This is a genomic window from Streptomyces sodiiphilus (assembly GCF_039529215.1).
In the GTDB taxonomy this organism is placed as follows: Bacteria; Actinomycetota; Actinomycetes; order Streptomycetales; family Streptomycetaceae; genus Streptomyces; species Streptomyces sodiiphilus.
The window spans coordinates 255,761-278,852 of the sequence record NZ_BAAAMJ010000010.1 but is presented as its reverse complement, the minus strand read 5'-3'; the positions used below and the strand labels follow the sequence as shown (position 1 = coordinate 278,852).

At 74.0% G+C, this 23,092-nt stretch carries 15 protein-coding genes and 1 pseudogene; 10 read left to right on the top strand and 6 right to left on the bottom strand.

Annotation, left to right across the window (positions count from 1 at the left end; translation table 11 throughout):
• Positions 1-108 precede the first annotated feature (108 nt).
• The 4 genes from ABD299_RS06400 to moeZ all read left to right on the top strand — a co-directional run bounded on the left by ABD299_RS06400 (position 109) and on the right by moeZ (position 4,989).
• Positions 109-1,128, top strand: a complete 1,020-nt coding sequence (locus tag ABD299_RS06400; RefSeq protein WP_344259523.1) for an alpha/beta fold hydrolase — start codon at positions 109-111, stop codon at positions 1,126-1,128.
• An 8-nt stretch (positions 1,129-1,136) separates the two neighbouring features.
• Complete coding sequence (locus ABD299_RS06395; RefSeq protein WP_344259522.1) at positions 1,137-2,258, top strand: DUF3152 domain-containing protein; 1,122 nt, start codon at positions 1,137-1,139, stop codon at positions 2,256-2,258.
• A gap of 461 nt (positions 2,259-2,719) precedes the next feature.
• Entirely contained in the window at positions 2,720-3,694 is a 975-nt protein-coding gene (locus tag ABD299_RS06390) for an NAD-dependent epimerase/dehydratase family protein (protein WP_344259521.1), read from the top strand.
• A gap of 116 nt (positions 3,695-3,810) precedes the next feature.
• Complete coding sequence (moeZ, locus tag ABD299_RS06385) at positions 3,811-4,989, top strand: adenylyltransferase/sulfurtransferase MoeZ (protein ID WP_344259520.1); 1,179 nt, start codon at positions 3,811-3,813, stop codon at positions 4,987-4,989.
• Between the two features lie 77 nt (positions 4,990-5,066).
• On the opposite strand, the gene ABD299_RS06380 is transcribed toward moeZ, so the two are convergent.
• Positions 5,067-6,689: an alpha/beta hydrolase gene (locus ABD299_RS06380; protein ID WP_344259519.1), complete on the bottom strand. Its 1,623-nt coding sequence runs from the start codon at positions 6,687-6,689 to the stop codon at positions 5,067-5,069.
• A 217-nt stretch (positions 6,690-6,906) separates the two neighbouring features.
• Between ABD299_RS06380 and ABD299_RS06375 the strand changes: the two genes are divergently transcribed.
• Positions 6,907-7,341, top strand: coding sequence for a hypothetical protein (locus tag ABD299_RS06375; protein WP_344259518.1), 435 nt, complete (start codon positions 6,907-6,909; stop codon positions 7,339-7,341).
• A gap of 48 nt (positions 7,342-7,389) precedes the next feature.
• Here the strand turns inward: ABD299_RS06375 and ABD299_RS06370 are convergent, their stop codons facing one another.
• The 5 genes and pseudogenes from ABD299_RS06370 to ABD299_RS06350 all read right to left on the bottom strand — a co-directional run bounded on the left by ABD299_RS06370 (position 7,390) and on the right by ABD299_RS06350 (position 13,944).
• The gene (locus tag ABD299_RS06370; RefSeq protein WP_344259517.1) at positions 7,390-8,994 is read right to left on the bottom strand and encodes an alpha/beta hydrolase; all 1,605 of its coding nucleotides are present in this window, start codon (positions 8,992-8,994) and stop codon (positions 7,390-7,392) included.
• Positions 8,977-9,890 (bottom strand): annotated as a pseudogene (locus tag ABD299_RS06365) (ABC transporter permease); the annotation flags it as partial. The pseudogene ABD299_RS06365 and the gene ABD299_RS06370, both read right to left, overlap by 18 nt.
• A gap of 38 nt (positions 9,891-9,928) precedes the next feature.
• Positions 9,929-10,684, bottom strand: coding sequence for a molybdate ABC transporter substrate-binding protein (modA, locus tag ABD299_RS06360; RefSeq protein ID WP_344259516.1), 756 nt, complete (start codon positions 10,682-10,684; stop codon positions 9,929-9,931).
• Complete coding sequence (locus ABD299_RS06355) at positions 10,681-11,091, bottom strand: TOBE domain-containing protein (protein WP_344259515.1); 411 nt, start codon at positions 11,089-11,091, stop codon at positions 10,681-10,683. The genes modA and ABD299_RS06355 overlap by 4 nt, the downstream gene beginning before the upstream one ends.
• A 96-nt stretch (positions 11,092-11,187) precedes the next feature.
• Positions 11,188-13,944: a flippase-like domain-containing protein gene (locus ABD299_RS06350; RefSeq protein WP_344259514.1), complete on the bottom strand. Its 2,757-nt coding sequence runs from the start codon at positions 13,942-13,944 to the stop codon at positions 11,188-11,190.
• A gap of 185 nt (positions 13,945-14,129) precedes the next feature.
• Here ABD299_RS06350 and ABD299_RS06345 point away from each other — a divergent pair, with 185 nt between their 5' ends.
• From ABD299_RS06345 to nudC, 5 genes are all read left to right on the top strand, one after another.
• Positions 14,130-14,456, top strand: coding sequence for an MGMT family protein (locus tag ABD299_RS06345; protein ID WP_344259513.1), 327 nt, complete (start codon positions 14,130-14,132; stop codon positions 14,454-14,456).
• Positions 14,457-14,638: 182 nt separating this feature from the next.
• Positions 14,639-17,956: an ATP-dependent helicase gene (locus tag ABD299_RS06340; protein ID WP_425581264.1), complete on the top strand. Its 3,318-nt coding sequence runs from the start codon at positions 14,639-14,641 to the stop codon at positions 17,954-17,956.
• A gap of 38 nt (positions 17,957-17,994) precedes the next feature.
• Positions 17,995-18,708 (top strand): LolA-like protein, encoded by a 714-nt coding sequence (locus ABD299_RS06335; RefSeq protein ID WP_344259511.1) that lies wholly within the window; start codon positions 17,995-17,997, stop codon positions 18,706-18,708.
• Positions 18,709-18,771: 63 nt separating this feature from the next.
• Complete coding sequence (locus ABD299_RS06330; protein ID WP_344259510.1) at positions 18,772-22,137, top strand: ATP-dependent DNA helicase; 3,366 nt, start codon at positions 18,772-18,774, stop codon at positions 22,135-22,137.
• 10 nt (positions 22,138-22,147) lie between these two features.
• Positions 22,148-23,089, top strand: coding sequence for an NAD(+) diphosphatase (gene nudC, locus ABD299_RS06325; RefSeq protein ID WP_344259509.1), 942 nt, complete (start codon positions 22,148-22,150; stop codon positions 23,087-23,089).
• The last annotated feature ends 3 nt before the right edge of the window (positions 23,090-23,092 follow it).

Sequence of the window (23,092 nt, the reverse complement as noted above, 5' to 3'; positions counted from 1 at the left end):
GGGAGGACGCGACATGCGAACGCGGCGGCGACGCCGGGCCGCGAACCGGCGGGCGCGGTGGCGCACCGGGCGTGGTGGCGTGGTGTGACGGTCTCGTAATATTGCGCCATGCCAACCACCGAAGAGCAGCGGACGCAGGCCGCGCTGGCTGCCGCGGAGGGCTGGCCGGGTGTGAGAGAGGGCGAGACGATACGCACGGTCTCGCTCTCCGGCCTGGTGCTGGCCGTCCGCCGTCGCGCGGCCCACCGGGACCAACTGGCGCCGGCGCTGTTCGTGCACGGCCTCGGGGGCTCCTCGCGCAACTGGTCGGCGCTGATGGAGCACCTGGCCGGCGACGTCGAGTGCGAGGCGCTCGACCTGCCGGGCTTCGGTGCCTCGCCCCCTCCGCCCGGTGGCGACTACTCCCTGCCCGGGCACACCCGGGCCGTGATCCGGTTCCTGGAGGCCGCGGGCCGGGGTCCGGTGCATCTTTTCGGCAACTCGATGGGCGGAGCCGCCGTGACCCGCGTCGCGGCCCTGCGGCCGGACCTGGTGCGCTCGCTGACACTCGTCTCGCCCGCGCTGCCCGAGCTGCGGCCGCAGCGCACCGCGCTGCCCACTGCGTTGCTGGGGATGCCGGGGATGGGCCGGCTGCTGCGCCGGATGACCGCGCAGCTCGCCCCCGAGCAGCGCGCCCGTGACGTGCTGCGGCTGTGCTACGGGGATCCGGCACGGATCACTCCGGAGGAGTTCTCCGCCGCCGTCGCCGAGTTCGAACGGCGCCAGAATCTGCCCTACTTCTGGGACGCGCTCAGCCGCAGTGCCCGCGGCATCGCGGACGCCTACACCCTGGGCGGCCAGCACTCGCTGTGGCGGCAGGCCGAACGTGTGCTGGTGCCCACGCTGTTGGTCTACGGTGGGCGGGACAAACTGGTCTCCTCCCGGATGGCGGGCCGGGCCGCGGCGTCCTTCGCCGGTTCGCGGCTGCTCGTCCTTCCGGACTCGGGGCACGTGGCCATGATGGAATACCCGGACGTCGTGGCACGGGCCTTCCGGGAGTTGCTGGCCGAGACGTCCACTCCGACCCAGACATTCACCCAGACACCCACCGGTTCCGGCGAGCGGTCGCCGGGAGAGACGGCGGGGTAGGGAGCCGCATGGAGCGCCGCAACGAGTCCGGCCCCGCGGCCGGCACCGCCGACCGGCCGCGGGGCGGCCCCGCGGTGGTGCCGCCGTCACCGGGCGGGTACGGCGGGCCGCGCCAGGAGTACGTCGAGGCCTTCGACGGTCCGGCCGCACCCGTGCTCCCCGATCAGCCGGTGTCCGGGCCCGACGACACCATGGGCGGGCCGGCCCCTGACCGGGAGGCTCCGGCACGGCCCTCCGGGCGCCACCGCGCACCGTCACCACGGTCCGCCGCGGGCGGGCGGGAGGAGGCGTCGGAGAGCCACTGGGGCCGGACCCTCACGGGGATGGCCGCGGCCGCGGTGGTGACGGTGCTGGCTGTCGTGGTGACCGGGCAGGTGGCCGGGGAGCGCACGGCCGCGGACATATCCGGAGCCGGGGACGGGGATCCGTCGGTGACGGGGGAGAAGGACGGGGAGGTCGGTCCGGCAGGCGGGAGCGGGGAGGCCGTGGAGTCCGGCGGAGAGCCGGCCGGTGCCGGTGCGGAGCCGGATTACGACGAGCTCATGACCACCGGGTTCGACCTCGACCCCGGCCTCACCGCCACGGGGGAGCTGGCCCCGGTCGGTGGCAGTGACCCGGCCGCGGACCCGGACGCCGCCACTGTGCTGCGCTACCGGGTCGATGTCGAGCGGGGGGTGGAGTGGGCCCCGGAGATCTTCGCGGAGGCCGTGCACCGGACTCTCAACGACGAACGCGGGTGGGGGAACAGGGGAGAGCGGAGTTTCGCCCGGGTCTCCTCCGGGCCCCACGACTTCGTGGTCACCCTGGCGAGTCCGGGCACCACGGCCGAGTGGTGTGCCAAGTCGGGGCTCGACACGTCGGTGGAGAACGTCTCCTGCGACTCGGCCAGCACCGAGCGGGTCATGATCAACGCGTGGCGGTGGGCCCAGGGGGCGGAGACCTACGGGGACGACATCGAGGGCTACCGGCAGATGCTCATCAATCACGAGGTGGGGCACCGGCTGGGCTACGGCCACGTGCTGTGCCCGGAGGACGGAGCCCTGGCGCCGGTGATGATGCAGCAGACCAAGTTCCTCACGACGAACGGCCGCACCTGCCGCGCCAACCCCTGGCCCCACCCGGAGCGCTGACCCTCTCTCCTGACCGCGGTGCCCCTGCCGCGGGCGGGCTCACCGAGAGCCCTGTCCCGCCGGTTAACGCCGAAGCGCGTCGATAGTTACGGTTCTTCACCCTTTCCGGTGGCGCGACGGACAACCGTCCGTCATGACCCCGTCCTCCGGCCCTACCGTCGTCCCGCGGACGCCGCTCCGGCTCTTCCGGTTCCGGCCGCGGTGCCCGCAGCAACCACAGGCCGTTCACGGGAGATCGGGGCGCGGATGCCTTTCGTGCCGTTCGTTCACGCAGAGGGGCCCGGGCGGGCAGGGGTCCTTCCGGCGGTTCCTCCGGCTGCCGTTCCGGCGCCCTCCCCCCCCCTCGCCCGACCGTCGCAGCAAGGAGCGCCAACGATGATCAGACAGCCGTCCGGGGCCCCCTTCCCGGAACCCGTCCCCGCCGGTGCGGTGGGAGGCCCTCCCCGGCCGGAGGTGGCACGGTGAGGGTTCTCCTCCTGGGAGCCGGCGGCTACCTCGGCCGCTTCGTCGCCGACCGGCTGCTCGCCGACCCGGCCGTCCAGATCACGGCGCTGGGCCGCGGCGACGACGCGGATGTCCGCTTCGACCTGTCCACCGGCAGCCCCGGGGCGCTGACCCGTTTCCTGGACGCGGTGCACCCCGGTGTCGTCGTCAACTGTGCCGGGGCGATCCGCGGCACGGCCGGCGAACTGGTCCGGCACAACACGGTGTCCGCCGCCACGCTGTGCGAGGCGCTGCGCCGCAGCGGCTGCGGAGCCCGGCTGGTGCAGCTGGGTTGCGCCGCCGAGTACGGCCCGTCCCCGCACGGCTCCTCCCTCGCCGAGGACGCCACCGCAAGGCCCGGCGGCCCCTACGGTGTCAGCAAGCTCGCCGCGACCGAGCTGGTGCTCGGCTCGGGGCTGGACGCCATCGTGCTGCGCGTGTTCTCCCCGACGGGGCCCGGCACTCCGGCGGGTTCCCCGCTGGGCCGGCTGGCGGACTCCCTGCGCCGGGCCCTGCAGCACGGGGACAGCGAGCTGAAGATGAGCGGACTGGGCGTCCAGCGCGATTTCGTGGATGTCCGCGATGTGGCCAGGGCGGTGCACGCGGCGACGCTGTCGGCCGCTCAGGGCGTCATCAACATCGGCACCGGCCAGGCCGTCCGGCTGCGGGATGCCGCCGTGACCCTGGCCCGGATCTCCGGGTACGCCGGCACCCTTCACGAGCTGGACGGTCCGCTGCCGGGGCCGCCCGCGCCGCGCAGTGCTCCGGGCGAGCCGGCCGGGCACCTCCCCACCCCGGCCGGACAGGTGCCCTGCCCTCCCTACCCGGACGGGTGCGGTGCGTGGCAGCAGGCGGACGTGCGCACCGCCCGCGACCGGCTCGGCTGGCGGGCCAGGATCAGCCTGGAGGAGTCCCTGGCGGACATCTGGATGGAGGCCGCCTGCCGGATGTGACAGGTTCCGTCCTGTGGGACGCCGCCGTCTCGCACGCCGGGACGGGTGTCTCGGAATGAGATCGGCCGTGGCAGTGTTACGGGGAGTACGACTGTCCCTAGACCATCGGAGTCCCCGTGTCGCTGCCACCCCTGGTCGAGCCGGCTGCCGAGCTCACCGTCGACGAGGTCCGCAGGTACTCCCGCCACCTGATCATCCCGGATGTGGGGATGGACGGGCAGAAGCGGCTGAAGAACGCGAAGGTCCTGTGTGTCGGTGCCGGCGGGCTGGGTTCGCCCGCGCTGATGTACCTCGCCGCAGCGGGCGTGGGCACGCTCGGCATCGTGGAGTTCGACGAGGTGGACGAGTCGAACCTGCAGCGGCAGATCATCCACAGCCAGGCGGACATCGGCCGTCCCAAGGCTGTCTCCGCCAAGGAGACGGTGCAGGGCATCAACCCGTACGTGCGGGTCAACATCCACGACGAGCGCCTGGACTCGTCGAACGTGATGGAGATCTTCGCCCAGTACGACCTGATCGTGGACGGCACGGACAACTTCGCCACCCGCTACCTGGTCAACGACGCCTGCGTCCTGCTGGACAAGCCCTACGTCTGGGGTTCGATCTACCGCTTCGACGGCCAGGCGTCGGTGTTCTGGTCCGAGCACGGGCCCTGCTACCGCTGCCTGTACCCCGAGCCCCCGCCGCCCGGCATGGTGCCCTCCTGCGCCGAGGGCGGCGTCCTGGGTGTGCTGTGCGCCTCCGTCGGGTCGATCCAGGTCACCGAGGCCATCAAGCTCCTGACCGGCGCCGGTGACCCGCTGGTCGGCAGGCTGATGATCTACGACGCCCTGGAGATGACCTACCGTCAGGTCAAGGTCCGCAAGGACCCCGACTGCGCGGTCTGCGGGGAGAACCCGACCGTCACCGAACTGATCGACTACGAGGCGTTCTGCGGTGTCGTCTCCGAGGAGGCGCAGGCCGCCGCCCTGGAGTCGACGATCACTCCCAAGCAGCTCAAGGAGTGGATCGACGGCGACGAGAAGATCGAGATCATCGACGTCCGGGAGCCGAACGAGTACGAGATCGTCTCCATCCCCGGTGCCCGGCTGATCCCCAAGAACGAGTTCCTCATGGGCAGTGCGCTGGGGGACCTCCCGCAGGACAAGCGGATCGTCTTGCACTGCAAGACGGGTGTCCGCTCCGCGGAAGTCCTCGCGGTGCTCAAGAACGCCGGCTTCGCCGACGCCGTGCATGTCGGCGGCGGAGTGATCGGCTGGGTCAACCAGATCGAGCCCGACAAGCCCGTCTACTGACCGGCCCTCCGCTCGTGCGGGCGCCCCCGCTCCGGAGAACCCTCCGGCCCGGGGGCGCCGTTGTGTCCCCCGAGGGCTCAGCGGCACACCAGGCCGTCCGGTGGCACCGCGCCGGAGAGCAGATGGCCGTCCACCGCGCGGCCCACGCAGTCCGCGCCCCCCTGGTAGGCGCCGTGTCCCTCTCCCTCCAGGGTGAGCAGCACCCCCACCCCCTCGCCCAGCTCCTCCCGCATCCGCTCGGCACCGGCGTAGGGAGTGGCCGGGTCGCCGGTGGTGCCGATCAGCAGGATGGGACGCGCTCCCGCCGCGTGCACCCGGGGCTGGTCACGCTCACCGGTGACCGGCCAGTGGCTGCAGCCCAGCAGCCCCCAGACCAGGAACTCCCCGAAGACCGGTGAGACCTCCTCGAAGGCGGCCCGGTGCTCGCGCACGGTGGCCACGTCCGGCCGTGAGGCGAAGTCCGCGCAGTTGATGGCGGTGTTGGCGGCGTGCAGATTGTTGTACCGGCCGTCCGGCGAGCGTCCGTTGTAGCCGTCCGCCATGGCGAGCAGGGGCCCGCCGTCGCCGCTCAGGGCGCTCTCCAGCGCCTGCGTCAGGTGGGCCCAGGACCGCTCCGAATACAGCGCGGACACCACCCCGGTGACGGCGAGGCTCTGGGTGAGCAGCCGCTCCCCGTCCCCGGGCAGCGGGCGGCCGTCCAGCTCCGTCAGCAGGTCGCCGACGGCCCGCCGGCCCTCCGTCACGCTCCGGCCCACCGGGCACTCCGGCTGCCCGGCACAGTGGGTCAGGTAGTTGTCCAGCGCCAGCTGGAAGCCCTCCGCCTGGCCCAGGGCGCGGTCGACGACATCCCGGGTGGGGTCGACCACGGCGTCGAAGACCATGCGGCCCACCCGTTCCGGGAAGAGGTGCGCGTACACCCCGCCCAGCTTCGTCCCGTAGGAACTGCCGAAGTAGTTGAGCTGCCCGTCGCCGAGTGCCTGGCGCAGGAGGTCCATGTCCCGCGCGGTGCCGGCCGTCGTCAGATGCGGCAGCAGCGGCCCCGCGTTCGCCGAACAGCCTTCCGCATAGGTGCGCTTGGCGGTCAGCAGCGCCCGTATCTCCTCCGGCGTGTCCGGAGTGCTGTCGACGCTCTGGCCCGCCGCTTCGATCTCCGGTGGCTCCAGGCACTGCACGCCGGCGCTCTCCCCGACGCCGCGCGGGTCGAAGCTGACCAGGTCGAAACCGGCCTGGAGGGTGCGGTACCGGTCGGCGAGGCGGGGCAGCCGCGCGACGCCGGACCCGCCCGGGCCCCCGAAGTTGAACACCAGCGACCCGATCCTGTCCCGGTCGCCACCGGTGCTCCGGGTGCGGATGACGGCGATCTCCAGCGTCTCGCCCCCGGGATCGGCGTAGTCGACGGGCACGGTCAGACTCGCGCACTGCCACCGGTCGCCGGGAGCGGGACCGCCGCCCTGCAGCACGCCGGGTTCCCCGCAGCGTCTCCAGTCCAGGGTCTGCCCGGTCAGCTCCGGCGGCAGCGGCGGCTGCTCCCCGGTCTCCGGCACCGGCCCGGGAGGCTGCTGTATCAGCGGGGTGCTTCCCGCGGACCCGTCGGCGCTCCCGTCCCGTCCGGCCCCGAGGCCGCACCCGGCGGCCAGGAGCATCACCATGCCGGCCGCCGCGCACGCGCGCCCGGCCCCGCGGACATCGCTGCTCCGCATCAGCCCCCCTGTCTTCCCGGCTCTTCGTCCCTGCGTACCGTCACGGAGACTACTTGGCCCCACCCCGACAGTGACCTTGTCGGTGACGGGAGGGATACTCAGAGCTGTGACTTGAGTACCGTGACGGATGGCAGGGGGGCCGGGCCGCGAGACCGTGGACACCGGCGGAGCGCCGGTTGCTGCCGGCCGGAGACGAAGGACGGACAAAGGGGGCGGAATGGCGACGGCGCAGGACCCGCGATCCTCGCCCGGCGACGTGCTGCTGGTGGGCGACGAGGCACTGACCGATTTCGCGGCGTGGCTCGACGGGTCGCTCACCTCGCTGCGCGACATGGGGATCTCCCCCGGGAAGCTGGGGGAGATGGCGCTCGGGCGGGCGCAGTTCGGCGGCTGGTTCACGGCGATGTCCGAGGTGGCCGCCAAGTACGAGACGGCAGTCCTGCGCCTGCAGACACTGGTGGGGATCCAGCAGGATCTCATCGAGGCCCTCGGCATCGCGACGCTGATCGCCGAGCGCGGGTACGAGAACGTCGAGGCCGAGCACGTCGCACGCTTCGAACAGATCATGGGCGAGCTGGAAGCGCACTACACACGGGCACAGGACCCCGCCCCCACCCGGGACATGATGGGGGTGACGCCGATCGCCCACTGAACACCCGCCGGGCAGAGGCGGAGAGGGTGGGCGAGTGGGCTCACGTGCTCAGGTGCAGGTGGTTCCGTCGGCGGGGATCTCGCCCTCCAGCAGGTAGGCGTCGGTTCGCTGCCGGACACAGGAGTTGCCGCTGTGGTAGGCGCCGTGCCCCTCGCCGTCGTAGGTGAGCTCGACCGACACCCCCTCGCCGAGTGCCTGCCGCATGCGCCTCACTCCCTCGTACGGGGTGGCCGGGTCGCCGGTCGTGCCGATCAGCAGGATGTCGGTGGCGGCGCCCCCCGCCCCGACCTCGGGGTGTGCGCTCTCGCCGTCCACGGGCCAGCCGGTGCAGCTCAGCAGCGACCAGGCCATGGTTTCCCCGAAGACGGGTGACGCCTCCTCGAACCGCGGCAGCAGCCCGCGGACGTCCTCGATGTCGTAGCGCCGGTCGGAATCCGCGCAGCGCACCGCCCGCAGGGATGCGTGGAGAGTGGAGTAGGAGCCGTCCCCGGTGCGGCCGTTGAGCGCGTCGGCGAGGACGAGCAGGACGGTGCCGTCGGGGCCCTCCGCGTCCAGGGCGTCGTCCAGGCCCTGGGTGAGGAAGGTCCAGAAGTCCTGGGAGTAGAGCGCCTGGGCGATGCCGGTCCAGGCGAGGGAGCGGCTGAGCGGACGCCCGTCCGGGTCGCGGGTGGGTACCGGGTCCTCGCGCAGTCGTTCCAGGAAGTCCCCGAGGACCCGCTCGGCCTCCTGGGGAGAGGAGCCCAGCGGGCAGTCGGTCTCCGCCGTGCAGGACTCCAGGAAGTTGCCCAGCGCGCGCTGGAAACCGGTGGCCTGGCCGAGCGCGCCCTGCTCGTCGGTGAGGGTGGGGTCCACGACCGCGTCGAAGACGGTGCGCCCGACCCGCTCCGGGAAGAGGTGCGCGTAGACGCCGCCGAGCTGGGTGCCGTAGGAGATACCGAAGTAGTGCAGCAGCTCGTCCCCCAGGACGTGCCGGATCAGGTCGAGGTCGCGGGCGGTGTCGGTGGTGGTGAGGTGCGGCAGCAGCTCTCCGGCGCGCTCCTGGCAGGCGGCGGCGAAGTCCTGGACGCGCTGCAGGTACTCGGCCTCCTCCCGGGGGGTGCGCGGTGCGCGGTCGGCGGCGAACCAGTCATCCAGTTCCTCGTCGTCCAGGCACACCAGGCCCTCGCTGTCGCCCACCCCGCGGGGGTCGAAGCTGACCAGGTCGTAGCGCTCGTGGAGGGCGGCGTAGTCGTCGCCGAAGGCGGGGAGGGTGGTGACGCCGGAACCGCCCGGCCCGCCGAAGTTGAACAGCAGCGAGCCCAGGCGTTCCTCCGCCGGGGCCGGGGTCCGTGCCCTGATCACGGCGATGGGTATGGCCGGGCCCTCGGGCTCGGCGTAGTCGCGCGGGACGTCGATCGTCGCGCACTCCCAGTCGGTGCCGTCCGGGAGCTGCTGGGGGACGACGTCGCCCTCCCGCGCACCGGAGATCTCGCACGTCTCCCAGTCGGGCTGTTGCCCCGTCAGGGATTCGGGCAGGCCGTCGGTGTCAGTGGCCACGGATATGAGATCCGCCGCGGTGCCGGGGGAGGCGGCCCGGTCCGTTCCGGAGCAGGAGGCGAGGGCCAGCACAGCGGTGATCGCCAGGGCAGTGGTGCGGGGCGCGGGTCGGGGCATGGCGGTGGTCCTCGTTCCTGGTCCGTGACTGCCCATCGTGGCCGGGCAGGCGGGCCGGGGCCCGCCGGGCGGGGCGTCGGAGTGACCCGGCCTCCCGCTCCGGACGGTCAGCCGCGGCCGACGCCCGTCCAGCGTCCCCGCAGCGAGAGCAGCACGGCGGCGGCGATCACCACCAGCAGCAGGGAGACGGCGGTCGCCCCGGCCGGGTCCTCCTGGAGCAGGAGGTAGACCTGGAGCGGCAGGGTCTGGGTGACGCCGGGGAGGTTGCCCGCGAAGGTCAGGGTGGCGCCGAACTCACCGAGGGCCCGCGCCCAGGTCAGGGCGGCACCCGCGGTCAGGGACGGGAGCACGAGCGGAAGCGTGACCAGTCGCAGGATCTGCAGCGGCCCGGCCCCCATGGAGGCCGCGGCCTCCTCCAGGCTGCTGTCCAGGCCCGCCAGCGCCCCTTCGAGGGTGATGACCAGGAACGGCATGGAGACGAAGGCCGCCGCCAGCACGGCGCCCGCGGTGGTGAAGGGCAGGCTGACGCCGATGGCCTCCAGGGGCCCGCCGAGCAGTCCGGACCGGCCGAATCCCTGGAGCAGGGCGACCCCGGCGACGGTCGGAGGCAGCACCAGGGGCAGCAGGACGAGGGAGCGGATCAGCGGCTTGCCGGGGAAGTGCGCGCGGGCCAGCACCCAGGCCAGCGGTACGCCCAGGAGCACCGACAGCAGCAGGGCCCATCCCGAGACCAGCAGGGACAGGCCGAGGGCCTCACGGACCCGGGCGCTGCCGAGCCGGGCGGGCAGTTCGCTCCACGGGGCGCCGGCCAGCACGCCGAGCAGGGGGATGGCCAGCAGGGCGACGGCGAGCACCGCGGGGGCGGTGAGGACGGCGGGCTGCCGTGGGCGCGCGATGGCACGGGAGGGCGTGCGCGTGGTGGAGCCCGGGGGCGTCACGGCTGCTGGAAGCCGGCGTCGTGCAGCAGTCGCTGTGCGGTTCCGGACTCCAGCCACAGCAGGAAGTCCTCGGCCTGGGCGGGGTGCGTCGAGTCGGTGAGGGCCGCCGCCGGATAGCGCACGGTCACGTTCTCCTCGGACGGCACCGGAACCCGGCCGACCGATTCCCCGGCCGCTACCGCGTCGGTGACGTAGACCAGCCCGGCGTCCGCCTCCCCGAGAACCACCTTGCCCAGCACCGCGCGCACGCCCGGCTCCTCGGAGACCGGCGACACCGTGACGCCCGCCCGTTCCAGCACCTCGCGGCCGTACGCACCGGCCGGCACCTCGGGGGCGGCGAGCACCACCTTCAGGCCGGGGCGGGCCAGGCCGGCCGTGTCGTGGATGCCGTCCGGGTTGCCGGGAGCGGTGACGATCGTCATCTCGTTCCCGGCGATGAACCGGACCTTTCCCGTGCGCCCGCGGAGCGCGTCCATGGTGTCGCTGTCGGCCGTGATCAGGATGTCGGCGGGCAGTCCCTGACGGATCTGGGCCACCAGTTCCTGGGAGCCCGCGAAGGAAAGGCGCAGCCGGATGTCCGGCTGCTCCTCCTCGTACCCGGCCCGGGCCTCGTCGAGCACGTCGGCCAGCGAGGAAGCGGCCAGCACGGTCAGCGTGATGGCGGGGTCGCGCTGCTGGGCGTCCCCGCACGCCGCCACCGGCGCCACCAGCAGTGCGGCGGCGAGCACCGCGGCGCGCGACCGCGCCCTCATGCCGGGGCGGCCCGGTCGATGTGGACGTTGGTGGCCTTCACCCGGGCCACGGCCTCCGTTCCCACGGCGAGCCCGAGTTCCTCGACGGACTCCCGGGTCAGCAGCGACACCAGCCGGTGGGGACCCGCCTGGATCTCGACCTGTGCCACCACGTCGCCGACCGTGACGGCGGTGACGATGCCGGGGAAGGAGTTGCGCGCACTGGTGTACGGGGACGGATCGGCCGTGTCGGCGCCCTCCTCCGAAGCGAGCGCGACGGCGAAGGCGGCCAGGTCGGGACCGTCGATCAGGCGCCTGCCCGTCTCGTCGCGCCTGGTCGGCAGCCGGCCGGCGTCCGCCCAGCGGCGGAGCGTGTCAGGACTGACACCGAGCAGCCGGGCAGCCCGGCCGATGGAGTAGGGCCGCATGTGCGGCACACTATGGCCTCATGGCTGGCAGATGCAAGGCGGTGGCCGCCGGTCTGCTCGCAGATGCGGCCCGAGGGGGGATCGCGGCGGCCGCCGTCAGATGGCTTCCTTGCGGGTGAGCTGGGTGAAGGCGAGCCAGCCGGGCAGCACCGGCAGCCAGAAGGTCACCAGCCGGAACAGCAGAACGGCCGGGGCCGCGGTGTCGAAGGGCAGGCCGAACGCCACCAGGCCGGCGATGAGCGCGCCCTCCACCGCGCCGAGACCGCCCGGGGTCGGTGCCGCCGAGCCCAGCGCGTTGCCCGCCAGGAACACCACGGCGATGGTCGCGTAGCTCAGCTCCCCCCCGAACGCCCGGACACTGGCGTCCAGGCACATCACGAACGCCAGTGTCATCAGCAGCATGCCGCCGATGCCGGCGAGCAGCTTCTGCGGGCGCTGGACCACGTCGAGCATCCGCGGCACCACTCCGGCGAAGAGGCTGCGGACCCGCTCGGAGATGAACTTCCGCAGCGCCGGGACGGCCGTGATGATCAGCACCAGAACGGCGACCGTCAGCAGCCCCGCGATGACCGTCCGGGACGGCGACAGCGTCGGGGTGTGCTGGGTGCCGGTGAGGTAGGCGAAGGTCAGCAGCAGGCTGACGTGCGCGCCCAGCCCGAACAGCTGGTTGGCGCCGACGCTGGCCACCGCGTGGCCCGGGCGCACCCCGGAGCGCTGCAGGTAGCGGGCGTTGAGCGCGACACCGCCGATCGCGGCCGGTGCCACCAGCTTCACGAAGGATCCGGCCACCTGGGCCAGTACGGTCCGCAGATAGGACACCTTCTCCGGGACGAAGCCCAGCAGGCTGACCGCCGCCGCGAAATAGGTCAGCGTGGCGAACGCCCCGGCCGCCAGGGCCCAGCCCCAGTCGGCCCGGTCCACCACGTCGTGGAAGTCGATGTGCACCAGCTGGGACATCAGGAAGTAGACGGCGAAGACCCCGGCGATGATGCTGACCAGGGTGCGCGGCCGGATCCGTTCCAGCCGGGCGGGCTCTATGGGGGCCTGCGGGCGGATCAGCAGCACCTGCTGCCGGATCTCGGAGAGCAGGTCCGGCTCCCTGGCGTTCTCCAGGGCCTCCTCCATGACCTGCTTCTCCGCGTGCTTGGCCGCCCGGACGGCCTTGCGGTCCGCGCCGGGGGGCAGGCTGCCCCCGGCCTCCCGGTAGGCGCGGGTGGCGTCCAGCACCGCCTGCCGTTCCCGCTGCGAACGTTCCTTGCCCAGCCTGCGCAGTGTGGTGCGGGTGCTGCGGCTGAGCGCGATCGGCTGGAGCAGCGGCAGACTGTCGGCGACCGCGTCCGGGCCGAGCACCGCCACCGCGGCCGCCACCGCCCGCTCGGCCCCGACCCGCAGGCCGAATGTGGCGAGGAGCTGCGCGTTGTCCATGCGCAGCAGCAGATCGCCGGCGGCGATCTCCCCGTTGCGCAGGTCGGTGAGGAACACCGTGCCCGACGGGTCGATCAGCAGGGAGCGGCCGACCAGCCGCCGGTGCGCGATCCTGCGGGACTGCAGCGCCGCCACCTGGCGCCAGGCCGCGCGCATCAGCTCGTCGGTGATCTCCTCGTCCGGGACGGAGTCCAGATCCCGTCCGCCGATGTGCTCGTAGACGAGCATCACCGCGTCCGGCCCCAGCTCGGAGGTGGCGATCAGCTTGGGAGCGTTGGCCCCGGCGGCGATGGCCGCGTAGGCCAGCAGCGCCTCCTGCTCCAGTGCCTGACGCAGCGAGGGCATGCTGCGCTGCCGGGTGATGCCGCGCAGGACGAACCGCCGCCAGGTCCGGTAGAAGAATCCCTGGGCCTGCTGCTCCCGGTCGACCACGGTGACATCCAGCGGCGGCCCGCCCCGCAGCGTCACCAGATAGCGGTTGCCGGTGTCGTCCCGGTCGGTGTGTTCGCCCTCGGCGGCGGGCTCCTCCGCGCGCTGGGCACTGACCGGCCGGAAGCCGACGTGCCGCAGGCCGGTGAGCAGCTGATGGCCGGTGGGCCGGACGTTCGGCGAGCCGACCGAGTACATCGTGGCGTAGGCGACGGTCCAGCCGATGAGCACGGTCACGATGATGGAGAACGGTGTGGAGTAGCCGACGACCAGCACCGCGAAGATGTCCAGCAGCAGCACGCCCCACATCAGGACGCGCCAGTGCGGCCGGTGGGACATTCCCACCGCGGTCATGTAGGCGATGACCGGTGCCAGATAACCGTGCACCGGCTCCGTCAGGCCGCCGGCCGGGGCCTGGGTGGTCAGCGCCTCCTGCACACTGGGCGGGGCCAGCCGCACGACCCACAGACTGAACGACAGGGACACCCCGTGCGCCAGCACCGCGGCCAGCACGCCGTCGGCGATGCGCAGCCCGTCCCGCTTCACCAGCCGCTCCACGGCGAACGCCACCGGTACGCCGAGCACCGCGACGCTGGAGAAGAGTCCGGCCAGATTGATCAGGAGGGGCGGGGCCTGCCCGGTCGCCTCACCGATGTCGCGTTCCAGGCCCTCGGTGGTGCCGTGGGCGAAAGCCGCCAGGGCCAGCACCACACCGATGCCCAGCAGGCCCAGGAGGACCCGCAGCAGGTCGGAGGGCCGGTGCACGCGGGCGGCCAGCAGCGGTTCGTCGACCTCCAGCGGACCGGCGGCCGGGGCGCCCGCGAGCCCGGGCGCGGCGGCATGGGCCCCGCCGTGCGCACGATGGTGCCCCGCAGCGCGCGCGGTGCTCTCTTCGCCCGCAACGGAAGGGTGGCGCGGGCCGCCGGCCGGCGGCAGGAATCCGTCGCCGTCGTGCCGTTCGCCGTGCCGCCGAGCGGACTCTTCCTCGCCCCGTATCACCGGACACTTCCTCGCCAGGGAACCGGCGGCCGGTCCGGCCGCCGGAAGGCGCGGCCGGGGCCGCGGAAAACCGTTGCGCGGGCTCCGGTCCCGGCCCGCGCGCGGTGGTTGTCGTCACTGCGACCATACCGGCCCGGGCCGACAGCGCGCCGGGAATGTCCGTGCGGTGCGGCACCATGGCCGCCATGGGCACATCCCTTCCCGCACTGCCGGAGTACGCCGACCGCGTGCTCACCGTCGCCGAGTCCGTCCCGCCGGGACGGGTCCTGACCTACGGGGACGTCGCGTCCGTACTGGGCGAGGGCGGGCCCCGCCAGGTGGGCCGGGTGATGGCCCTGTACGGCGCGGCGGCCCCGTGGTGGCGCGTGGTGCGCGCCGACGGCCGGCTGCTGCCGGGGCACGAGCGGCGGGCACTGGAGCACTACCGGGCGGAGAACACCCCGCTGCGCGGCGCCGGCCAGGGCATACCGCGACTGGACATGCGGCGTGCCCGATGGACCGGTACCTCCTGAACGGGTCGGCTTTGCGTGGATCACAGGCACCAGCTTCCGTCATCCCGGCGGACGCGGGGAAACCCGCCGTCCGTACGGAGTACCCGCGGGACGACCTGCGCGCCGCGCGCCCCCTGGCGTACCGTCGTCCCCATTGCTCCGCCCGATTCCTCCCCTGAGGGGAGCCCCCGCGAGAACCTGCGATGCACGTGAGCCTCTCTGTCCCCTCCACTGACCGGCGCCCCGCGGCTCCGGGAGCGTACCGGCTGGTACGTCCCCCGGTCATGCCCGCGGGTCCACCCGTACAGGACGCGGACCAGCGCGCCGTGGTTGAGCATCCCGGCGGACCGCTGCTCGTCCTGGCCGGGCCGGGCACCGGAAAGACCGCCACCCTGGTGGAGGCGGTCGCCGCGCGGGTGGCGCGGGGCACGGACCCCGAACGCCTGCTGGTTCTCACCTTCAGCCGCAAGGCGGCCGCCGGACTGCGGGAGCGCCTGGCGGCCCGGATCGACGGGCACGCGCCGCAGGCCACCACCTTCCACTCCTTCGCCTACGGCTTCGTACGCGCCCACCAGGACCGCGAGCTCTTCGCCGAGCCGCTGCGCCTGATGTCCGGGCCGGAGCAGGACCTCTACCTGCGCGACATGCTGCACGGCCACCGGGAGATGGAGCGGGAGGGCCGCGGCCCGGGCTGGCCCGAGGAGCTGCGCGCCTGCCTGACCACCCGCGGTTTCGCGGACGAGCTGCGCGCCGTCCTCGCCCGCAGCCGGGAGCTGGGACTGGGCCCGCGCACGCTCGGTGACTTCGCCCGGCGCACCGGCCGCCCGGACTGGGAGGCGGCCGCGGCGTTCCTGGCCGAGTACCTGGACGTCACCGAGGCCCAGGGCGTGCTGGACTACGCCGAGCTGGTGCACACCGCGGTGCGGCTGGCCGAGCGCCCCGAGCACACCGCCTCCGTCCGCTCCCGCTACGACGCCGTGTTCGTCGACGAGTACCAGGACACCGACCCGGCACAGGTGCGGCTGTTGCGCGCGCTGGCCGGCGACGGGCGCGACCTGGTCGTCTTCGGCGACCCCGACCAGGCGATCTACACCTTCCGGGGGGCCGACGTGAACGGCATCCTCGACTTCCCCGACAGCTTCCGCACCCGCCGGGGCACCCCCGCGCCGGTCGCCGTGCTGGGCACCGGCCGCCGCGGCGGCGCCGGGCTGCTGGCCGCGACCCGCCTGGTCGCCGCGCGGATGCCGCTGTCCCGGCTGCCCGCCGACGCGGTCCGCGCACACCGCGAGCTGCGGCCGGTGCGCGAGGGGGGACGCGTCGAGGTGTACACCTACCCGACCCCCGGCGCCGAGCTGGACAACATCGCCGACCTGCTGCGCCGCGCCCATCTGGAGGACGGCCTGCCGTGGGGCGACATGGCGGTCCTGGTCAGGGCCGGCAGCCGCTCCATCCCCGGGGTCCGGCGGGTGCTGACCGCGGCGGGTGTCCCCCTGGAGGTCGACGGGGACGACCTGCCGCTGCGCCAGGAGCCCGCCGTGGCCCCGCTGCTGGCCGCACTGCGGGCGGTGGCCGGGAGCGAGGCGGAGCTGGACGCGGAGACCGCCGTGCACCTGCTCACCTCCCCGCTGGGCGGGATGGACGCCACCGATCTGCGCCGGCTGGGCCGCGCGCTGCGCAACGAGGAGCGTGCCGCCGGGGCGGCGGTGCCGCTGCCGTCCGACGAGCTGCTCACGCGGGCGCTGTGCGAGCCCGAGCGGCTGGTCGCCCACGACCCGGCGTACACCGCCGGTGCCGAGCGTCTGGGTCTGCTGCTGCGCAAGGCCCGTGAGCTCCTGGACGGCGGCGGCAGCGCCGAGGAGGCGCTGTGGCTGCTGTGGGACGGCACTCCCTGGCCCGAGCGCCTGCAGGCCGCCGCCCGGCGCGGCGGGACGGCGGGGCGCAACGCCGACCGTGACCTCGACGCGATCTGCGCGTTGTTCTCCGCAGCCGCGCGCGCCGAGGAACGGACCGGCGGGCGCGGCGCCCGCAACTTCCTCGCCGAGCTGGACGCCCACGACATCGCCGCGGACACCCTGGCCGCGCGGCCGGTGCGCCCCGACGCGGTACGGCTGCTCACCGCGCACCGCGCCAAGGGACTCCAGTGGCCCCTGGTGGTGATCGCCGGTGTGCAGGAAGGGCTGTGGCCGGACCTGCGGCGCCGGGGCTCGCTGCTGGAGGCCGACCGGATCGGCCGGGACGGTCTCGCCGAGCCGCTGAGCCCGGGCGCGCTGCTGGCCGAGGAACGGCGGCTGTTCTACGTCGCCGCCACCCGGGCGAGCGAGCGGCTGGTGGTGACCGCGGTCCGCGGCGCGGAGGGGGACGGCGACCAGCCGTCCCGGTTCCTGCGCGAGCTGGGCGTCGAGCCGCAGGAGGTGAGCGGCAGGCCGCGCCGGCCGCTGGCCGTCTCCGCGCTGGTCGCCGAGCTGCGCGCGACCACGGTGGACCCGGCGGCGTCGCCCGCGTTCCGCCGGGCGGCGGCCCGCCGCCTGGCCACACTGGCCGCGCTGCGCGACGACGAGGGGCACGCGCTGGTCCCGGCCGCCCACCCGCAGCGCTGGTGGGGACTGCGGGAGACCACCAGCAGCAGCGTCCCGCTGCGCGACCCCCGCCAACCGGTCGCCCTGTCGGGCAGCGCGCTGGACCAGCTCGCGAACACCTGCTCGCTGCAGTGGTTTCTGGGCCGCGAGGTGCACGCCGATGCTCCCGCCACCGCTGCCCAGGGCTTCGGCAACGTGCTGCACGTGCTGGCCGACGAGGTCGCCTCCGGAACCACCCCGGCCGATCTGTCGGTCCTGATGGAGCGGCTGGAGACCGTCTGGGACGCGCTGGCCTTCGAGGCCCCCTGGCAGTCCCGGCAGGAACGCGACGAGGCCCGCGCCGCCCTGGAGCGCTTCCTGCGCTGGCACGTCCTCCAGGGGGAGACGGGGCGGGAGCCGGTGGCCAGTGAGAAGGAGTTCGACGTCACCCTGCACGCCGGCGGGCACCGGGTGAGGGTGCGGGGGGTGATGGACCGGGTCGAGCGCGACGCCGCCGGGCGGCACTACGTCGTGGACTTCAAGACCGGGCGGACCAAGCCGGCCAAGGACGCGGTGGCCCGTCACCCGCAGCTCGCCGTCTATCAGCTCGCCGTCCGCCACGGGGAGGGGGACGCGGCCGTCGGCGGCGCGGAGCTGGTTCACCTGCGCCAGGGCGCGCCTGTGCGGGAGGGGGGCGACGCACTCCCCGCCGTGCAGCGCCAGGAGCCGCTGGACTCCCCCCTCGCGGTTCCCGGGCCCGCCGCGCCCGGGAACCAGGACACCAGGACGGATCCCGCCGAGCCGGGCGATGCCGCGGACGGCGACTGGGTGGGGGAGCTGCTGGCCACCGCCGCCGGGCGGGTTCTCGACGAGCGCTTCACGCCCGGCCCCGGCCGGCACTGCACCCACTGCGCGTTCCGCGGCGCGTGCAGCGCGCGACCGGAGGGTCGCCAGGTGGTGGAGTGATGCGCGAGGATGGCACCCCCACACACGAGGAGTCCAGCGTGACAGCGAAGAAGCCCGTCCTCGCCGCGGCAGTGGCCGGTGTCCTGGCGATAACCGTGGCAGGCTGCGGCGGCAGCGGCAGTGACGGCGCGTTCGAGGGCATGAGCGCCCAGGAGATCGCCGAGCAGTCCATCGAGGCGATGCAGGGCCTGACCTCGCTGACGCTGCACGCCACGAACGAGAGCGAGGAGGGCACCCTGGAGATGCGGCTGTCGATGTCCAGGGACGGCCTGTGCACCGGCACCATGGCGCTCGGCGAGGGTGAGACCGAGCTGATCGCCGTCGACGGCGAGTCCTACATGAGGGCCAACGACGCCTTCTGGGAGAGCCAGGCGGGCGAGGACGAGCAGGACATGGCCGAGCTGGTCGACGGCCGGTGGATCCGGATGCCCGGCGGGACGGGCGGCTTCAGCGAGTCCTGTGACCTGGAGGCGCTGCTGGCGGAACTCGACGCGGAGTCGTTGGGCGAGGGCGCCGAACGCGCCGACGGCGAGCCGGTGAACGGCACCGACACCGTGGCGCTGATCAGCGAGGAGGGCGAGGAGACCCGCACCGCCTACGTCGCGGCGACCGGCGAGCCCTACATCCTGCGGATGGTCACCGAGGGCGGCCCGGACGCCGGCACCGCCACCTTCAGCGACTTCGACGAGCCGGTGGAGGCCCAGGCCCCCGACGAGGAGGACGTCGTCGACTTCCAGGACCTCGCCCAGTGACCGCCGCCGGGGCCACCGGGGCGTGACGCCGTCCCGGGGCACCGGGCGTACTAGCCTCGTGCCGTGCCCGCACCACTGAGCCGTCCCGAGGAACTCAAGGAGCTTCTCGGGATCCCCTTCACCCCGGAGCAGACGGCCTGCATCACCGCGCCGCCCGCCCCGCAGGTCATCGTGGCCGGTGCCGGCTCCGGCAAGACCACGGTGATGGCCGCCCGGGTGGTGTGGCTGGTCGGCACCGGCCAGGTCGCCCCCGAGCAGGTCCTCGGCCTGACCTTCACCAACAAGGCCGCCGGGGAACTCGCCGAACGGGTCCGGTCCGCCCTCGCCCGCGCCGGGGTCACCGGGCCCCCCGCGGACGGGGCGGCGCCCGACGGCGCGGTGCCCGGTGAGCCGCAGATCTCCACCTACCACGCCTTCGCCGGGCGGCTGCTCACCGAGCACGGACTGAGGCTGGGCATCGAACCCTCCTCCCGGCTGCTCGCCGACGCCGGCCGTTTCCAGCTCGCCGCCGAGGTGCTGCGCGCGGCGCCCGCCTCCTGGGAACCTCCCGCCGGCAGCTTCACCACCCTGGTGACCGATCTCGTGGCGCTGGAGTCCGAGCTCTCGGAGCACCTGGTCACCCCGGAGCGGCTGCGTTCCTGGGACACCGGACTGATCGCCGCCCTGGAGAACGAGAAACTCACCAACAGGGACCTGCGGCAGATCCCGCTGACCGCCCGTGACCGGATCGCGCTCCTCGCCCTGGTCGAGGAGTACCGCTCCCGCAAGCGTGCCCGTGACCTGCTGGACTTCGGCGACCAGATCGCCTGGGCGGCCACGCTGGCCAGGGATGTCCCGGAAGTGGGCAGGGCGCTGCGCGAGGAGTTCGCCGTCGTCCTCCTGGACGAGTACCAGGACACCTCCGTCGCCCAGCGGATCCTCCTGTCCGGACTCTTCGGCGGCGGCACCGGCCACGCGGTCACCGCCGTCGGCGACCCCTGCCAGGCCATCTACGGGTGGCGCGGCGCCTCGGTCGCCAACCTCGACGACTTCCCCGCCCACTTCCCGCACCGCGACGGCAGCCCCGCCCGCCGCCACAGCCTCAGCGAGAACCGCCGCAGCGGCGGCCGGCTGCTGCGGCTGGCCAACACCCTGGCGACCCCGCTGCGCGAGCGCCACCCCGCGGTGGCCCCGCTGCGCCCGGCACCCGGCGCCGAGGGCGACGGCACGGTGCGCTGCGCCCTCCTTCCCACCCATGCCGGGGAACTGGACTGGCTGGCGGACTCCCTCGCCCACCTGGTGCACACCGGGACCCCGCCCGGCGAGATCGCCGTGCTGTGCCGGACGGCCGGCGACTTCGGGGAGATCCAGCGCGCCCTGGTGGAACGGGAGATCCCGGTCGAGGTCGTCGGTCTCTCCGGGCTGCTGCACCTGCCGGAAGTCGCCGACCTGGTCGCGGTCTGCCAGGTGCTGGCCGACCCGACGGCCAACGGCGCGCTGGTGCGGCTGCTGACCGGCCCGCGCTGGCGGATCGGCCCGCGTGATCTCGCCCTGCTGGGCCGCCGGGCCCGGCTGCTGGTCCGCCGCGAGCGGCCCGGTGAGGGCGAGGCGGAGCGCCTGGCCGCGGCGGTGGAGGGCACCGACCCGGCCGAGGTCACCTCGCTCGCGGACGCGCTGGACACCTTCGTGGGAGAGCGCGAACCGGAGGACGCGCTGCCGTTCTCCGCGGAGGCCCGGATCAGGTTCGCCCACCTCGCCGCGGAGCTCAGGGATCTGCGCCGTTCACTGGGCGACCCCCTCATGGACATCCTGCACCGGGTGCTGACAGCCACCGGACTGGAGGTCGAGCTGTCCGCGTCGCCGCAGGCACTGGCCGCCCGCCGGCGCGAGACGCTGGGGGCCTTTCTCGACCTGGCGGCGGGGTTCGCGTCCGGCCGGCAGGCCACCGCCGTGGACAGCGAGGCGACGCTGCCGGCGTTCCTGTCCTTCCTGCGGGCCGCCGACCGCTACGACAAGGGCCTGGACACCGCCCTCCCCGGCGGTGAGAACACCGTCAAGGTGCTGACCGCCCACAAGGCGAAGGGCCTGGAGTGGGACGTGGTGGCGATCCCCGGGCTCTGCGCCGGCGGATTCCCGGCCAAGCCGTCGCGGGACTCCTGGCTCAGGCACCACCGCACGCTGCCGCACCCGCTGCGCGGCGACGCCGCGACGCTGCCGGCCATCGAGGAGTGGACGTCCAAGGCGCACAAGGACTACCTCGCCGCCACGGCCCGCCACCTGGAACTGGAGGAGCTGCGGCTGGGCTACGTGGCCTTCACCCGGCCGCGCACCCTGCTGCTGGGGTCCGCCCACTGGTGGGGCCCCAGTCAGCGGAAACCGCGCGGCCCCTCGGGCTTCCTGGAGGCGCTGCGCGAACACTGCGAGGAGAACCCGGCGCACGGAGAGGTCGAGCGCTGGGCGCCGGCTCCGGCCGGGGACGAGGAGAATCCCGCGCTGGCCGAGCGGGACGCCGACCGGGCCTGGCCCCTGCCGCTGGACCCCGCCGCACTGGCCCGCCGGCGCGAGGCGGCGGACCTGGTGCTGGATCATCTGCGGGGCGAGCCGGGCGCGGCCGTCCCCGGCCCGCGCCCGGCACCCGCCGCGGACGCCGGCACCGCGGGCGAGGGACCCGGCGAGGCGGGCGAGGACACCGGGGAGCCCGCCGAGGACACCGGACTCACGCCGGAGGAGCAGCGGGCGGTGGAGTCCTGGGACCGCGACCTGGAAGCCCTGGCCGGGGAACTGCGGCGCTCCCGCGAGCAGACCCGTGAGGTGCCGCTGCCGGTCACGCTGTCCGCCTCCCAGCTGCAGCGGCTGGCCGCCGACCCGGACGGCTTCGCGGCCGGACTGGCCCGGCCCATGCCCCAGCCCCCGCAGCCCGCCGCCCGGCGCGGCACCCGCTTCCACTCCTGGGTGGAGTCCCGGTTCGAGGAGCTGGCGCTGCCCCTGCTCGGCCCGGACGAACTGCCCGGCGGTGACCCGGACCGGGACGAGGAGATCCGCGGCGAGCGGGACCTGCGGGCACTGAAGGAGGCGTTCGGACGGACCCCCTACGCCCACCGCACGCCGTACCGGGTGGAGGCGCCCTTCCAGCTGCGGCTGGCCGGGCGGGTGATCCGCGGACGCATCGACGCCGTCTACCGTGAGCGCGGCCCCCACGGTCCGCACAGCGACACCTACGAGATCGTCGACTGGAAGACCGGCCGGGGCCGGGACGCCGACCCTCTCCAGCTCGCCGTCTACCGGGTGGCCTGGGCGGAGCGGTGCGGCGTGCCGCTGTCCGCGGTCACGGCCGGCTTCCTCCACGTCCGCAGCGGTGAGCTGATCCGCCCCGCGCACCTGCCGGGCCGCGAGGAGCTGGAGAGACTGCTGACGGGGGAGGATGCCCCGGCGGCGGACACCCCCGGTTAGGCTCTGGCCCATGAGCAGTATCCGGGACGGCGCCGTCCAGCCGATCACGCTTGCCTCCACGGGGGGCATCGACCGCCGTGCCGGGTACCGGATGGACGAGGCGTGGCTGGCCGCGGCCTGGAGCCACCCCTCCACCCGGGTCTTCGTGGTCAGTGACGGGCAGGCGCTGGTGGAGGACACGCCGGACGGGCGGACCGAGCTCGTCATGATGCCGTCCTTCGACGCCCCGCTCACCGAGGCCCACCGCTACTTCCTGGGCGTGGACCAGGAGGGTGTGAGGTACTTCGCGCTCCAGAAGGACTCCCTGCCCGGCCGGATGGGCGACGCGGCCCGGCCCTCGGGGCTGCGCGGCGCCGCCGGGCTGCTGTCCGACCGGGACGCCGAGCTGCTGGTGCACGCGGTGGCGCTGGAGAACTGGCAGCGGATGCACCGGTTCTGCTCACGCTGCGGCGAACGCAGCGTGATCGCCGCGGCCGGGCACATCCGGCGCTGCCCGGCGTGCGGCGCGGAGCACTACCCGCGCACCGACCCGGCGGTGATCATGCTGGTGACCGACGACCGTGACCGGGCGCTGCTGGGCCGCCAGGTGCACTGGCCCAAGGGCCGCTTCTCCACGCTGGCCGGTTTCGTCGAGCCGGGGGAGTCGATCGAGCAGACGGTGATCCGTGAGACCGCCGAGGAGGTCGGGATCCGGGTCGGCGGGGTCCGGTACGTCGCCAGCCAGCCGTGGCCCTTCCCCTCCAGCCTGATGCTGGGCTTCATGGCCAGGGCCGAGACCACCGACGTGCGGGCGGACGGCGACGAGATCGAGCAGGCCCGCTGGTTCTCCCGGGAGGACCTGCGGGCCGCGATCGAGTCCGGCGAGGTGCTGTCACCTTCCGGTATCTCCATCGCGGCCCGGCTGGTGGAGATGTGGTACGGCGGGCCGCTGCCCCGTTCCCCCCGGCCCTGACGG